A 14,806-nucleotide genomic window follows, 5' to 3' on the forward strand; every position below is an offset into this window, starting at 1 on the left:
AGGAAGTGCAATGGCGAGTTGGCTTTGCTAACTCGCCACTGCACTTCCTTTCACATTACACCTCCTCTAGTTGCGCGGGGACGGCTGGCGCGCCGGGCCAGCTAATGGGCAGGCCCTCAAGGCGCATGATCTTGAGCGCGTTAGAGGTGGGGCAGGGACCCGTACGCAGGCAGTAATCAAAGCTCATTTTGCCCTTTATGACATGCTCGCGGAAATGATAGTTGTAGATTTGCGGAAGCTCGTCAGAGAGTGAGACCAGTTCCAGGTCATGCGTCGAGATTGCCCCCAGACAGTGCTGGCCCGCCAGGGCATAGATATAGGCGTGGCTGCCTATCAGGCGCTCGCGATTATTGGTGCCTTTGAAAATCTCGTCGATGAGGAAGAAGAGCGGGTAGCGTGGCTGGCCCTGTAAGCGCGAGAGAATCTGGCGTAGGCGTCGCACCTCGGCATAAAAGTAGGAGTAGCCATCTGTCACCGAGTCCACAACGCGAATACAGCAGCAGAGCTCAAAAAGCGTGGTATGCAGTGAGGCCGCATTGACTGGTCCGCCCGCGTAGGCCAGGCAGAGATTGAGTCCTACAGTACGCAGGAAGGTGCTTTTCCCCGCCATATTGGAGCCCGTAATCAGCATCACATCGCCCTGGCGCGCGAAGCTGACATCATTGGTTACCTTGCCCTCTGGCTCAAGCAGCGGGTGCCCAAGTGCCGTACCCTGGAGCAAGGGCGCGTTTCCCAGCTTCTCCTGGGCGACTACCTCTGGCAGGGTATATTCAGGATTGAGATAGGCGAAATTCGCCAGTGAGCAGAGGGCCTCCAGCTCAAACCAGGCCGAGAGCCACTGAGGCAGGTTATTGATTGCGACTTGTTTGGAGAGGGCCAACTGGTCCGCGATATAGGCGTCCCACGGTAGGAGGGCATTCAGGAAGAGCGCCCCCACCTGGTCCTGCGAGAATGTGGCCATGCGTGCCAGGCGGCGCAGTCGTGCCAGGAGGTGGGTGGGACCCTGGGCCTTCTCCTGCGCGAAGGGCGCACATAACTCTTGTAGGCGCGAACCCTCCTGATAGGGATAATGCTCCAGGTAGCCAAAGATATCTCCCAATTGCGCGAAGCTCTGGCTGATAAAAGAGGCGTCCGCGAAGAGCGCCAGGCGGTCGCGCATCGTAAAGAGTGACCAGGACACACTTACCAGCAGCAAGACCAGAGGGACCATCACAGGAAGTATCCCCAGCGCGTAGAGCAGGAGAGATGCAAGTAAGATCACCGTCAGGACGCAGGGGACAAACAGCTTATAGCGTGGCGGGCGTGGTGCGTCATCCTGGGCTAGCCAGAGCAGGATGCGTTTGGCATCAAAGAGCTCACTCATATAGCGCGTTGTGTAGAGCGAGTGAAAGGCCAGCTTATGGCGAAAGCGCGTCTGTGTGGTCAGCTCGCGCACCAGGGCCTGGCGATGCTGAATGGTCTCCAGGTCTGGCTCGCGCTGTAAGAGCCACTTGCGCAGATGCAGCGAACCCTCGTGCGAGAAAGCCGTATTAAGCAACTGGTGCAGCGAATACTCGCCCGAGATATCCAGGTCGTTCTCAAAGGGATGATCTGACTGCTCGCTCCTGGCTGGCACGGAGGGAATATGCTCCCAGTCCAGCCTGGCACGAGCGACCTGTGTCTCATAGAACTGTACCAGGTTTTTTAGTTTGAGCGCGCTATCGCTGTAGGCCACCTGTTGCTTGCGAGAATAGTAGAAGTACGCTATGGCGCCCAGGATGGCTAGCACACCCAGCGGGCGAAAGATCGCGAGCAGCACAAAGCTAATCACAAAGCCAAGCAACAGCGCCATGACCTGCTGCCAGGCGAAGTAGTTTGATTTTAGTTCACGCCTGGCGCGACGGGCTTCGAGGCGCTCTATCTGGCGTTGAAGAAGGGCGAGGCGTTCTGTTCTGGTCGTTTTCACGCTAAAGTCCTTGCTCAGAAAAATACTAATGACTGCACGTCTGCTTTATACATCGGATGGGGCCCGACGCTGCTGAAGCACGCGTCTACATATCAAGGTACGAGGCACGTCGCGCCAAGATATGTAAGCGCGTGCTTACGTATTTAGCAGCGTTGGCTCGATAACTCTACTTCACCTAGGATAACAGAAACACGTACCCACTTCCAATTTCTTCTATACAGGCATATTGCGCGCACTTTGCCTTGACAAAAGCCTGTTTATCCATGGTCAAGGCTAACCTCCTGCAATCGCCCATACGTAGCCACTACACGCTCAACTCATCCATCCTGCCCATCCTGCCCGCTCTTCTCATCCAATACGTCGCGCTCCTGCAATCGCCCGACATCAGCGTCATCCCCATCCCACTCATCTCCGAGACCTCACACAGTATAAAGAGCTCCAAAGCAGAAGACGCTCCCAGTCCTGAGTCTATCCCCGAACCTATCATAAGCCACCCATTTCCATCACCAACGGCACCCAGCCCGCCATCCGAGACGCATAACCACACAGTAAGATGAGTACGCCAGTAGAGGGCCCTCTACTGGCGTACTCATCTTACTGTAATCAGGTTAGTATGGGGATAGGTCACTCTTGATTCTTCTGGAAGTAGCCAATAATCCCAATAATGGCGCCTATGAAGATGAGAAGTACGGAGAGCAGCGGAAAATAAGTGGTGAAGGCATCGACTGATATAAAGGTGAAAGTGCGGAAGGCAAGGAAGCTATTGCCCGGTTGAGCGAGTCCTATGCCTATCAAGGCAATCACAATTCCTAGAAGCATCGTTTTGTTTGACTTCATGTCCTTTAAAACTCCCTTCATGCCTTAAAAGCCTTATGAGTTTATGCATAGATTAACGCATGGAAAGAGGCAAAATAAAATAAAACAGTTCCTCGTTGGCTGATTTATCCCAGGCGCAAGCGTAAACTGGCTGCATCTCTTCCCATGTATTCACTATCCAGAATTTGTGTGAAATATTGGGATACCAAATAGGCTAACTTCGATGTAATGTTTTTATGCTGCCTGCGAGATACCTATGAGATCTCAATAAACGCTAGCTAGAGGATGCGTATGCAACACAAGGATATCCCGCCATTGGAGCACACTTTCGTGGGCTTCTTGTAGCGTTATCCTATTAGGACCCAGGCTCTCTGGATTATCAACTTGAGTATGTGTTTGCTCCCAAAAGCAGACGTCGCAGATCTCATAAGACCCCCAGGGGTCCTCTTCCAACGTAAGGAAGCCACAACAATAGCAAGCAAATTTCTTTGTGTTCATATCACTACCTGCCTTTAGCCTGCTGCTCTTCGGCTACTTCCGTAGTGTAGCATTACAGTGCTCAAAAAATCGAGCTTTTACGCGAGGCAATATGTTGGTACCGCTTGCCCGCCCAGCCCGCGCTTTGAGTGAGGGAAAATGTGGTATAAAAAGCTTAAAGGTTGGGCATAAAGAAGGAGGAAGGCTATGGCTGAGATAGGGACGCCAGGAAGAAACTGGGCTGGCAATTACACGTATCGGGCGCAGAAGTTGCACCGACCGAGGACGATTGAAGAGGTGCAGGAGATCGTCGCCCAGGCGGACCGCGTGCATGTGTTGGGCTCGCGGCACTCGTTTAACGACATCGCCGACTCGCAGGAGCTGATCTCGCTGGAGGACCTGCCTGCTGATATCATCGTCGATCACCAGGCTCACACGGTCTCCCTGGGCGGAGGGGTGAGGTATGGCGAGTTGGCCAGGACGCTGAACGATGAGGGCGTGGCCCTACATAACCTGGCCTCGCTTCCCCACATTTCTGTTGCGGGTGCCGTGTCGACGGCAACACATGGCTCGGGCGTTACCTGTGGTAACCTCGCAACGGCAGTCGCCGGGCTGGAGATGGTGACCTCCAGCGGTGAGATCCTCAAGGCGTCCCGAGGTGAGCCTGACTTCGACGGCCTGGTGGTCGGACTCGGCGTCCTCGGCGCGGTCACCCGGATCACCCTGGATGTGCAGCCTGCCTACAAGGTGCAACAGCGGGTATTCGAAGGCCTGAGCTGGAAGGCGCTCTACGACCACTTCGACGAGATCACCTCGTGCGGCTACAGCGTCAGTATCTTGACGCGCTGGGGCCAGGCGATTGACCAGGTTTGGGTCAAGAGCCGGATGGATGAACCCGACCGGGTGGAGGGGGACCTCTTCGGCGCGGTTGCCGCAACGGTTGAGCGACACCCGATCATCGGACTCGATCCAACCTCTTGTACCTCGCAGTTGGGGCGGCCCGGTCTCTGGTCTGATCGCTTACCGCATTTCCGTATGGGCTTTACACCCAGCAACGGCGAAGAAATCCAGTCGGAGTATCTCCTACCTCGCCGACACGCCCTCCAGGCCATCGAAGTGCTGCGTGGACTTGGAGACAAGGTCCAGCCAATCCTACAGGTGTGCGAGATTCGCCGGGTGGCCTCTGACAGATTGTGGATGAGCATGAACTACGAGGAAGACAGCGTCGCCTTTCACTTCACCTGGAAGCTCGAGCCAGGCGCGGTGAAGGAGGTGCTCACCCTGATCGAGGACGCCCTGATCCCGTTCGAGGCGCGCCCACACTGGGGCAAGGTCTTCCACGCGGACGCAGCGGTGATCGCTCCGCTCTACCCACGCCATTCCGACTTTGCCCGCCTGGTGGAGCGACTCGATCCGCGCGGCGCGTTCCGTAACGCCTGGCTCAAGGCCCACGTGCTCGGTGACAAGTAGGCGCTAGATCTCCCAGACCTTCACGTTTGAGAAGGCGACCTCGGTTGGCTTGTTTGTGTCGTCGGCGAGCAGGCCAGTATACCCGCTGGTAAAGGTTTCGTCCTGAACCTGTGAGAGGAAGTGCTGATTGATGTACAAATAGATTGAGGACCCGCGCACGATGATGGTCACTACATTCTTTTGCCCATAATTGGTATTGAGATAGGGAGTAGCTATACCCCAGGTCAAGCTGTCCATGCTAACTGTAGGATCTGTTCGCTTGAACAGTGAGTATTCCCCTTGCTGGTTATATTCAAACATGTAGTACTTGTTTCCGGTGGAATCGGCGCGAAAGACTAGGCCCGAGTAATCGCCTTTGAGGAGATTGACCTCTATCTGAATAGCGAAGTTCATATAGAATCTGCTGAAGTCACAATTAGTGAGGTAGCCTTTCTTAGATATGGACACATGGTATGTGCCATCCTTGAAGTCGCAACTATAGGTCGAGTCCGAGCCGATATCGATCCAATCGCCTTCTCCCTTGCTGGCAAGCGAGTTGCTGAACGTGGGAGTGCGGTTCGTCACCTCGGTATAGAGCGCCTGCGCATTAACTGATTGGGTAGCCTGCGTGTTTACTGTGGCCTGGATACTCAGCGTTTGTTTCTGCGCTTGCGTCACAAATCCTTGTATCCCCAGAAGGCCCAGACTACAAATAAGACCGCAACTCCCAAGGATGACGATGCCCACGATGGAGAGCGTCACGATGAGCCATGTCTGGCGCTTCTTTTTAGGTTGTGGCGGTGGAAATGGCATTGGCGCGTAGGGGGATATGGTGGGTACGGCGGCGGCATGACTATTGGCCCCTGCGATGGCACGGTGGACATGGGAGCGTTGGGTCCATGCGGCGGGATAACGCCCGCGGGCGTCTCAGACGGTATGTCTGGAAACGCAATATACTCTGAGGGGGAGGGTATGGCCTGGATAGGAGCCTGGCAGAATGGGCATACTGTTGCACCTTGCGGGATCTCGGCCTGGCATGTTCGACATTGCATGGGTGTCTGTCCTCTGTTTCACAGTATATGAAGAAAATATAAGTAGAAACTCATCTATGCAATTATGCCATAGGCTTGCTTACTTGAATAGTAGAGAGGAAAGTAACTCCCTTTGCTCTCCTGTTGGGTATGGACTTGATGAGGGTGAACTGAGGCTTTGTAATAGGGGATAGCAATTAATCTGAATGAGAAGGGTACTCTCAAACTGTGAACTGAAATAGGCCCTTAAGTATTAACGGATACTGTTGCTAAATTGTTTCTTGGTGCTCAACCTGAGCATGGCATTCTGTTCGTTTCAGCCTGGCAAACGAATTTAGCAACAGTATCATTAATGGACCAGAATACTTAAGGGCCTAATGCTACTCAATTTCATTATTGGTATTCGACTCTACTACCATAGACATGTAAATGTCTATGAGATCCTCACTATCCACTTTAAAACCAAACCGTTCATAAAGACGCTGAGCAGGGCTTCCTTGCAGGACATTTAATGTCACCCGTTTTCCTATTACATAATCTTGTTTAAGAAGATATTCTAATACCTGACTACCAATGCCTTTACCTTGGTAATCGGGATGAATATAAAAATGTTCCAACAGATATCCATCTACTATCGGTTTAAAAGCTATGCAACCAATAAAGGAAGAACCCGCTTTAATGATCCATGTATGAACTGGGTTAAATGCATCACGAAAGCGTTGTCGAACCCTTATTTCATTAAATCTTCCTAATCTAGTTAGATCATCATATAGTACAATTGCCCGTAAATTAGCGATTGTCTCAATATCGGAATTTTGGGATTGGTGAAGAGTAATCTGTTCCATCTAATATTATAAATCCTTTATCTCGATCTGCATCTTATGGCGTGCAGTTATGAACTGGACCTGGCCCAAATTGCTGCCCTGCCAACAGATGATTTGACCTTTCCTTTTGCTGTCACGAGCATATGAGAGCAAAGAAGAGGCCCGCGTGCAAGCTCTTGCACGCGGGCCTCTTCTTTAAGAGTGCCAAGGGCCGGGATCGAACCGGCGACACCAGCATTTTCAGTGCTGTGCTCTACCGACTGAGCTACCTTGGCGCAGGACATAATATAGCATGTCTCTTGCGAACCGTCAAGCCCCTTTGGCGACTTTTTTTGGCGGCGCGCAAAAATTGGTTCGCTTGCGGTGGAGCGCGCCTCCCTTTGAGCATGATGGCTCGTATGTCTGCCATTTTGGGTTGCCTGGGGATGCTTTTACCTCTTTCGTTTGTTATAGTAAGTAGAGAAAAGCTATAGATTTGCCGATAGTGAAACATAACATCACTTTATGATTGAGAGGCGATGTGGGGTGGCACTGTTCCAGGCCCTTACCCCTTGCTTGTGTTTTATGACCTGCTATGCTACACTGTCAAATGGAATAATATAACTTATTTTGCCTTTACCTCCTGTGGCGGATGCAGGAGTGAAGATATATGCAACACAAAAGAGATACGTTTGTCACATCGTGATACACATATAGTTCATTAGGAGGTCCTTTATACATTGACGAAGGATAAAATTCGAGTGGTGCCCCTGGGTGGCTTGGGCGAGATTGGTAAGAACATGATGGTCATCGAATATGGTGATGACATCCTGATCGTGGATGTGGGGGTGATGTTTCCAGATGACGAGATGTTTGGCGTGGACCTGGTGATCCCTGATACGAGCTATCTGGCTGATAAGAAGCACCGTATACGTGGAATTCTCATTACACACGGACATGAAGACCATGTTGGTAGCCTCCCCTACGTCTTACCCATGCTTGACTTCCCCCCCATTTACGCGACACGCCTGACGCAGGGGTTGATTCAGGTGAAGCTGAAAGAGCACAGGCTGCTCGAGAAGACGATCATTAACGTGATCTCCCCCGAGGATAAGCTGGAACTGGGAAGTTGTGGGGTTGAGTTCTTCCGCGTCAACCATAGCATTCCCGATGCGATTGGCATTGTCATTCGCACGCCCATCGGTACTGTTGTGCATACGGGCGACTATAAGTTCGACTATACCCCCGTTGATGGCAAGCCTGCCGATCTTGGTAAATTGGGAGAACTGGGCAATCAGGGTGTGCTGCTCATGATGGGCGATAGCACGCGTGTTGAGTCTCCCGGCTATACGCCCTCCGAGCGCGTTATCAATGACTCGCTGGACAAGATCTTCGCCAATGCTCCCGGGCGTGTGATCGTGGCAACCTTTGCCTCGCTGATCTCGCGTGTGCAGCAGGTGGTGGATACGGCGGAGCGCTATGAGCGCTTTGTGGCCCTGGTTGGGCGCAGCATGATCAACAATGTGCAGATGGCCATTGAGCTTGGCTACCTGCGTGTGCCTAAGGGTATGTTGATTCGCGCCGAGGATATCAATAAGTTCAATCCCGGGCAGGTGGTGATCATCTGTACAGGAAGCCAGGGTGAGCCAACCTCGGCTCTGACACGTATCGCGAACGAGGATCATCGCCTGGTGCGCATTCAGGAAGCGGACACGGTTATTCTCTCCGCGACTCCGGTGCCGGGCAATGAGAAGATGGTGCATCGCACAATTAATAGCCTCTTCCGCCAGGGGGCTGAGGTCTTCTACCAGGGCCTCTCCAATGTGCATGTCTCCGGACACGCCGCGCAGGAAGAGTTGAAGCTGATGCTGAGTCTGCTGCGTCCGAAGTTCTTCCTCCCCGTTCACGGCGAGTATCGCCAGTTGATCCTGCACGCGAAGCTGGCCTATTCGCTGGGTACTCCTGAGGAGCACATTGTGGTTGCTGAGGATGGCGATATCATTGAGCTAACGCAGGAGCGCATCGAGATGGTTGGACATACCACCTCAGGGAATGTCTATGTTGATGGCTTGAGCGTGGGTGACGTGGGTCAGATTGTCTTGCGTGACCGCAAGGTGCTGTCGCAAGATGGTATCCTGATGGCGGTGCTCACCGTCGATAAGGAGACTGGTCTGCCTATTGCGGGCCCCGATATCGTGACGCGTGGCTTTGTCTACATGCGCGATGCCGAGGAGTTACTGACGAGCGCTCGTGAGCGTGTGATTGACTCTCTCAGTGGCCTGAACGGCCATAGCTCGGACTGGTCCTTTGTGAAGGACAAGATCAAGAGCACGTTGAGCGAGTATCTCTATGAGAAGACGCGCCGCCGTCCTATGATCTTACCAGTGGTCATGGAAGTTTAAAGGTAAGAACATAAAAAAGCAGCCTGGGCGAATGCCCAGGCTGCTTTTTTATGTTCTTAAAAGGGCGGCTTTTACGTATTATATTTATAAGTATGAAAATAGCGCGGCGCACAGTGAAAGGCAATGGGGCATGAAGCCGTACGAAGACGATGATGATATGGAGTTGGAGATCGTCGACCTGGGCGATTTCGAGAATGCTCCGGAAGGTGTCTGGAAGAGTTCACTGTCATCGCGGGAGAAGAGCGCCTTGCCGGAGCCGCGCGAGCCTCTTCCACTGTGGCGGAGGCGGCGTGTGCAAGTGCCTTTTGTAACGGCGGTCTTCTGTGTGGGGCTGGTGGCGTTGCTCCTGACCAGTGGAAGCTGGTCCCGGTTCGCCAGCAAATTCGTGCCTCAGCCACCCATCACTTCCGCGAATACCCTGGATATGGGTGAGTCATGCATCAATGATGCCGAGCTGGCCCCCAATAAAGAGGTGATCGCGGTCATGGAGCGTGATTATTGCTATCTGCCCTCGCTCTCTCGGATCGAGGGGCGCACTGGTAATGCCAGACTCAAACTCTTTGACGCACACTCGAAGCGTCTCCTGGGCCAGTTTGCTCTCGCTAAAGCGATTCTCGATATCGTTCATAAGCAGCAGTTGAAGACGGAGGATGTAAGCGATATCTACTATCTTAATGTGAGCTGGTCATCTGATAGCAAGAAGGTAATTTGCGCCTTCCAACTGGCTCTGACACCCAAGAATTCGATGTTCGTGGGGACGCTCAAGACGCTGGCGGGCTTGTATGTGCTCGATCTGCCAAAACAAACGCATATCTATCTCGCCACTCACGAGTCCAGTGCCGCATCTTCTTCGAGCTTTATGGAGCTGGGCTTGGTCTGGGATGTACTGAGGGGTGTGCAGGTGCCGCAAGCTGCACATGTGCTGGAGACCAGCGCCAATACTGGCTTACAATGGGACGAGCAAGGGCACCTGGTACAGCCGCCAGCAGGTACGCTCTCGGGTACAGATGTGGGAAGCGTGCATAGTGGAGAGCCCTTTACTTTCTGGCAGCCTGGAAAGGTCCAGGTCGTGGATACGACGCCGGAGAGGCAGTATGTCTGGAATGCCTCCTGCGTGAGCTGGTCGAGTGATGGGCGCTATATGGCTATCCTCTACTGGCAGGCGCGTATAAGCCTACCCGGGCAAGCGCCCTTAGCGCCGAATGTGTTGAAGGGAGCCTCACTGGATCAATTGCCAGTCTTACCTGTGCATGATAAAGCTCTTGAGATGCTTCTGCGCTCCCAATCTAAAGGTCTGGAGACGAAGACGTTTGCCTGGAGGCCCGATGGCCAGGTGCTGGCGGTGTATGATCATCAAGGAGAGCGTCTCTCGCTCTATAACGCCAATACGGGCGCGCTCTGGCGTGTGTATGGTGTCTCCGTGAGCGATCATAACGATGAGGCGGCGGACCTGATCGCCTCCAGCGTGCTGCAATGGACCCCCGATGGTAAGACGCTCTTCCTGGCCCTGCGCACCGGTTCCATGCAGCTCTGGCAGGGAAGTGTCCTTCCCGCCTGATGAGGTTGTGGTGCTGCGTGCAGCACCACAACCTCATCAGGCGGGAAAAACTCCTGTTCTGCTACTTGCTTCTTTTGAACATCTGCGCTATCATAACGGGTGTCTCCGACGTTATGCACTCAGGAGGGAACCTCATTATGGCTGGTAGTAGCTCGAAAAAAGAGGCGAGGAGCCAGGTAAGCGGCACTTCGCGCGTGAGTAGCGCCGCGGGCGCGGTCGGTTCGCAAAGCGTACAGAAGGCTCAAATGGAGCAGCGCACGAACCTTCCCTCTTCGCGCCAGGGGCAGACTCCGCGTACGCGTGCCAGCGCTTCGTCTTCGCCTTCGCGTTCGGGTCGTGGAGCGTCCACGTCGGGCGTGCGCAAGAAGGGCGCGGCCTCTAGTCGTCCGGGCGCGTCTCCTCGCTCTGCCGCTCCCCCTCCTGCCACTAGCGATACGCGCTTTCTTCAGTGGGCGCAGCAGAAATGGGCCTCGTTGGAGGCACACCAGCGCCAGCGGGTATTTAGTAGTGTGCTGCTGGTGCTTTCTCTGCTCCTCTTTGGCTCGCTGACCTTCTTTAGTAAGGTTCCCGTTCTGCGCAATATTAACCAGTTCTTTCTTGTCTTCTTTGGCTGGTCAGCCTATCCGCTCGCCATAGGGCTGGTGCTCTTCGCTGCCGCCCACCTGATGGAAGGCTTGCGCAATGAACGCCTGGTGCGCCTCTCTATGGTCTGGGGGTTGGTTGTTATCTGGATCTTGCTCCTCGTAGAGAGTCGTCTGCTGCTGGGCTATGGCAAGGCGGGCGTGCTGGCCGACCTGCTGGCGCTGCCACTCCTGGGCTGGCCGACCGCGGTTGCACACGTGGGCCTGATTGGTCTGATTATCTTAGCTATTATCCTTACCTTCCGTATCACCTTTGGCCATGTTCTGCTTGTCGTCGGTTTCTTCCAGCGCCTGGTCGCTGATCCCCTACCGCGCGCAGGTGAGTCCGATGAGATTGAGCTGAGCGAGAGGCGGCGGATTTCCGCCTTCCTGGGACAGCGCCCGCGCTTCAGTCGCTTTGGTAATAGCGCCGGTATTAAGATTGGACCCCAGGATGATGAGGAGGAAGAGGAGGAGATCGACGAGACGCCAACGATCCCCAATGACCGCGAGGCAGTACAGCAGATCGTGATGGCTGCCAAGAGGCGTTCCGCTCCTCCTCCGCAGTACGAGGACGAAGAGGATGATGAGAATGTTGAGTTTGAGCAGGACTTCGGCTTTGATGACGAAGACGATGACCCACGCAACGATATCAATATTCATAAGCACCACGTCGGTTCTGTGCCACGCCGGGACCTCAAGGTTCCCCCGGCGCTTGACGCCAGGGGCTATGCCAAATCGGTGCGCGGTGCTAACCAGCAGGAACTGCCCTTCAATGAAAGCCAGGCGCGGCGTGCAGGCGCAAAACGTGGCGAAGAGATCGCGAACAGCCGTATGGAGCCGCTCGCGCCCAATCCCCGCCTGGGTAAACGCCAGGAGCAGCAGGCGATAAATCTGCCAGGGGGAGAGACCGCCCCCAAAATCCCTAAGGGCGCGAAGAATGTTCCATCCCAGGTCATGCCGAACGTGGTCTCGCGCTGGAAACTGCCAGAGAACACACTGCTCAATAACGCGGAGGAGACTAAGCTCCAGGCCTATGGCGACGACACGGCTGAGCTGGCGCGCCTGATCCAGGAGACCCTGCACAGCTTCCATGTCAATGCCGAGGTACGCCCAGAGGATATCAGTATCGGGCCTACCGTGATTCGTTTCGGTATTCGGCCCACGGGCAAGGCCTCGATGATCAAGGACGACAAAACCGGCAGGATGATTCCCGCGCTCGATGCCGCCGGGAATATCGTTTATGAGACGCGCACGCGTGTGAGCCGCATCATGGCCTTACAAAATGACTTGGCTCTGGTGCTCGAAGCCAAAACGATTCGTATGGAGGCACCCGTCCCTGGTCGTCCCTACGTCGGTGTGGAGGTCCCTAACAAGAACAGTCGCATGGTGACCCTGCGCGAGGTGCTGGAGAGCAAAGAGTACCATGCCGCGAAGGGGAAGTCCAAGCTCTCTATTGGCCTGGGCAAGGACGTTGCTGGTCAGGTGCGCCTGGGTGACCTGGCGCGTATGCCGCACCTGCTGATCGCGGGCGCGACTGGAGCTGGCAAGAGCGTCTGTATCAATACGATTATCGCCAGCATCCTGACGCAGGCCACGCCCGATGATGTACGCATGCTGATGGTTGACCCCAAAATGGTTGAGTTGAGCCTGTACAATGGGATTCCGCACCTGCTCTCGCCCGTGGTTATTGATGTCGATAAGGTGGTGCCACTCTTAAAGAACGCCATCAATGAGATGGAGCGGCGCTATCGCCTCTTCTCTCAACTGGGTGTGCGTAACCTGGACGGTTACCGCAAGATGCGCCGCGAGCGCATCGCCAATGGCGATACCTCGCTGAATAATCTCCCGGCAATCGTGATCATTATCGATGAGCTGGCTGACCTGATGATGGCTGCCCCCGAAGAGGTGGAGTCCATGATCTGTCGCCTGGCGCAGCTAGCGCGCGCAACTGGTATTCACCTGGTTATCGCGACGCAGCGCCCCTCAGTGGATGTGATCACTGGCTTGATCAAGGCGAATATTCCCACGCGTATCTCCTTCATGGTCAGCTCGGCTGTGGACTCGCGCACGATTATCGATATGGGTGGTGCTGAGCGGCTGCTGGGACGCGGCGATATGCTCTATCTCCCGGCGGATGCAGGACGCCCTGAGCGCATTCAGGGAGCCTTCCTGGCTGATGAGGAAGTGGAGCGCCTGGTGGAATACTGGAGCAAGCAGGCCCAGGCCATCGCTAATGAGGGGGCTGAGGATCCAGTTGCCGCATCCGTGCCTCAGGCCGTTGAGCCGGGCTGGGAGATCAAGGATGAGCCAAACTCCGATGACGTGGAGCTGGATGATGAGCTGCTCGACCGCGCCGAGGAGATCGTGCGCGAGTATGGGCGTGCCTCCATCTCGCTGCTCCAGCGCCGCCTGCGCGTCGGCTATTCACGCGCGGCCCGCCTGATCGATCTGCTGGAGGATAGAGGCATTATCGGCCAGTTCGAGCCAGGTGGGCGCGCACGAGAGATTCTAGATGGCAGCAATGGTGGAGGATCGCATCATCACGCCGATGAATCTGGCGACTCACTGGCCGATGTCGCGGAGGATATCGCCGCCGAAGAGCGTGCCCGTAACGATTTCCTGCGCCAGCAGGCCGCAAAGCGCAACATCGCCGCTCGCCAGGAAGAGTAATGAGGAATTATAGGTGCCATGCATGCCTCCGATCGGAGGCATGCATGGCACCTATAATTCCTCTTCTATCTCTTTGAGCAGTTTTTTATCTTGCTTGCTAGTGAGGTCGAGTTGGGCGTAAAGGTCGGGACGGCGTAGGTGCGTCTTCTTCAGGGCCTCCTTGCGGCGCCAACGTGCGATCTGCTCGTGGTGGCCCGAGAGCAGGACATCGGGCACGCGCCAGCCACGGAACTCGGGCGGGCGTGTGTAGTGAGGATATTCCAGCATATGGCTGGAGTGCGACTCCTCAGTGGTCGAGCCTTCGGCAAGAACGCCGGGCAGGAGGCGACTCACCGCGTCAACAACGATCATGGCCGCAAGTTCGCCCCCTGTGAGCACATAATCGCCAATCGAGATTTCATCGGTGACAAGGTGCTGGATCACGCGCTCATCGATGCCCTCGTAGTGCCCACACAGCAATGTGATGCGCGACTCCTGTGCCAGGTCCTGCGCGATCTGCTGATTAAAGAGGCGCCCCTGTGGCGTCAGGTAGATGATGGGACCGCCCTGGTGGACCGCCTCAATGGCGTTAAAGATGGGACCTGGCTTCATGACCATGCCAGCGCCTCCACCATAGGGATAATCATCCACGACATGATGCTTATCCGTTGTGGCATCACGAATGTTGTGAAGCGCCACGCTCAGCAGCTCACGGTCCTGGGCGCGCTTGAGAATGCTCTCAGTTAATGGCCCCTGAAACATGCCAGGGAAGAGGGTAAAAATATCAAAATGCATGATAATATTCCGGTCGTTAATGAAGCAGTATGTCTCCAGGGGGTATTAGGATGTGATGGTGGGCTGGCTCCGCCAGCCCACCATCACATCCTAATACCCCAGTGAGCCACGCAGTGGTGATCTGTATTGAGAGAAAAGTATATCAAGTGAGGGGAAAAAAGACAAGAAAGCAGGAGGTGCGCATAAAGAGTATCTTTCTTTCTGCCAGGAGGTGTGCTACACTGACAGAAGCAATTTTAACCTTCTAACGAACTCCTG

At 54.7% G+C, this 14,806-nt stretch carries 10 protein-coding genes and 1 tRNA gene; 4 read left to right on the forward strand and 7 right to left on the reverse strand.

Going from position 1 to position 14,806, the window contains the following annotated elements; genetic code table 11:
• Window positions 1-55: 55 nt before the first annotated feature.
• From JMJ04_RS10290 to JMJ04_RS48655, 3 genes are all read right to left on the reverse strand, one after another.
• Entirely contained in the window at window positions 56-1,945 is a 1,890-nt protein-coding gene (locus tag JMJ04_RS10290; RefSeq protein WP_201370418.1) for a MutS-related protein, read from the reverse strand.
• Between the two features lie 624 nt (window positions 1,946-2,569).
• Window positions 2,570-2,782: a hypothetical protein gene (locus JMJ04_RS10295; protein WP_201370419.1), complete on the reverse strand. Its 213-nt coding sequence runs from the start codon at window positions 2,780-2,782 to the stop codon at window positions 2,570-2,572.
• 243 nt (window positions 2,783-3,025) lie between these two features.
• A complete protein-coding gene (locus JMJ04_RS48655) occupies window positions 3,026-3,259 on the reverse strand; it encodes a CPCC family cysteine-rich protein (RefSeq protein ID WP_201370420.1) in 234 nt (77 codons plus the stop codon).
• A 186-nt stretch (window positions 3,260-3,445) separates the two neighbouring features.
• On the opposite strand from JMJ04_RS48655, the gene JMJ04_RS10305 reads away from it, so the two are divergent.
• Window positions 3,446-4,708, forward strand: coding sequence for an FAD-binding protein (locus JMJ04_RS10305; RefSeq protein ID WP_201370421.1), 1,263 nt, complete (start codon window positions 3,446-3,448; stop codon window positions 4,706-4,708).
• Window positions 4,709-4,711: 3 nt separating this feature from the next.
• Here JMJ04_RS10305 and JMJ04_RS10310 read toward each other — a convergent pair whose 3' ends face one another.
• The 3 genes from JMJ04_RS10310 to JMJ04_RS10320 form a co-directional block, all read right to left on the reverse strand.
• Entirely contained in the window at window positions 4,712-5,500 is a 789-nt protein-coding gene (locus JMJ04_RS10310; RefSeq protein WP_201370422.1) for a hypothetical protein, read from the reverse strand.
• A gap of 598 nt (window positions 5,501-6,098) precedes the next feature.
• Window positions 6,099-6,563 carry a GNAT family N-acetyltransferase gene (locus JMJ04_RS10315; protein ID WP_201370423.1) on the reverse strand — a complete coding sequence of 155 codons (465 nt, stop codon included), beginning with the start codon at window positions 6,561-6,563 and terminating at the stop codon, window positions 6,099-6,101.
• A gap of 181 nt (window positions 6,564-6,744) precedes the next feature.
• Window positions 6,745-6,817: transfer RNA gene (locus JMJ04_RS10320), tRNA-Phe, on the reverse strand.
• 444 nt (window positions 6,818-7,261) lie between these two features.
• On the opposite strand from JMJ04_RS10320, the gene JMJ04_RS10325 reads away from it, so the two are divergent.
• The 3 genes from JMJ04_RS10325 to JMJ04_RS10335 all read left to right on the forward strand — a co-directional run bounded on the left by JMJ04_RS10325 (window position 7,262) and on the right by JMJ04_RS10335 (window position 13,774).
• Window positions 7,262-8,923, forward strand: a complete 1,662-nt coding sequence (locus tag JMJ04_RS10325; RefSeq protein WP_201370424.1) for a ribonuclease J — start codon at window positions 7,262-7,264, stop codon at window positions 8,921-8,923.
• Between the two features lie 130 nt (window positions 8,924-9,053).
• Window positions 9,054-10,481, forward strand: a complete 1,428-nt coding sequence (locus tag JMJ04_RS10330; protein WP_201370425.1) for a WD40 repeat domain-containing protein — start codon at window positions 9,054-9,056, stop codon at window positions 10,479-10,481.
• Between the two features lie 137 nt (window positions 10,482-10,618).
• Entirely contained in the window at window positions 10,619-13,774 is a 3,156-nt protein-coding gene (locus tag JMJ04_RS10335; RefSeq protein WP_201370426.1) for a DNA translocase FtsK, read from the forward strand.
• A 51-nt stretch (window positions 13,775-13,825) separates the two neighbouring features.
• On the opposite strand, the gene trmD is transcribed toward JMJ04_RS10335, so the two are convergent.
• Window positions 13,826-14,548 (reverse strand): tRNA (guanosine(37)-N1)-methyltransferase TrmD, encoded by a 723-nt coding sequence (gene trmD, locus JMJ04_RS10340; protein ID WP_201370427.1) that lies wholly within the window; start codon window positions 14,546-14,548, stop codon window positions 13,826-13,828.
• Window positions 14,549-14,806 lie beyond the last annotated feature (258 nt).

Origin of the sequence: Ktedonobacter robiniae (genome assembly GCF_016587375.1) — a bacterium.
GTDB classification, from domain to species: Bacteria; Chloroflexota; Ktedonobacteria; order Ktedonobacterales; family Ktedonobacteraceae; genus Ktedonobacter; species Ktedonobacter robiniae.

What these genes read in the sequence shown, in the direction of transcription:
- JMJ04_RS10295 (WP_201370419.1), bottom strand. Translation starts at nt 2,782, where the DNA reads ATGAAGTCAAACAAAACGATGCTTCTAGGAATTGTGATTGCCTTGATA.
- JMJ04_RS48655 (WP_201370420.1), bottom strand. Translation starts at nt 3,259, where the DNA reads ATGAACACAAAGAAATTTGCTTGCTATTGTTGTGGCTTCCTTACGTTG.
- JMJ04_RS10305 (WP_201370421.1), top strand. Translation starts at nt 3,446, where the DNA reads ATGGCTGAGATAGGGACGCCAGGAAGAAACTGGGCTGGCAATTACACG.
- JMJ04_RS10310 (WP_201370422.1), bottom strand. Translation starts at nt 5,500, where the DNA reads ATGCCATTTCCACCGCCACAACCTAAAAAGAAGCGCCAGACATGGCTC.
- JMJ04_RS10315 (WP_201370423.1), bottom strand. Translation starts at nt 6,563, where the DNA reads ATGGAACAGATTACTCTTCACCAATCCCAAAATTCCGATATTGAGACA.
- JMJ04_RS10330 (WP_201370425.1), top strand. Translation starts at nt 9,054, where the DNA reads ATGAAGCCGTACGAAGACGATGATGATATGGAGTTGGAGATCGTCGAC.
- JMJ04_RS10335 (WP_201370426.1), top strand. Translation starts at nt 10,619, where the DNA reads ATGGCTGGTAGTAGCTCGAAAAAAGAGGCGAGGAGCCAGGTAAGCGGC.
- trmD (WP_201370427.1), bottom strand. Translation starts at nt 14,548, where the DNA reads ATGCATTTTGATATTTTTACCCTCTTCCCTGGCATGTTTCAGGGGCCA.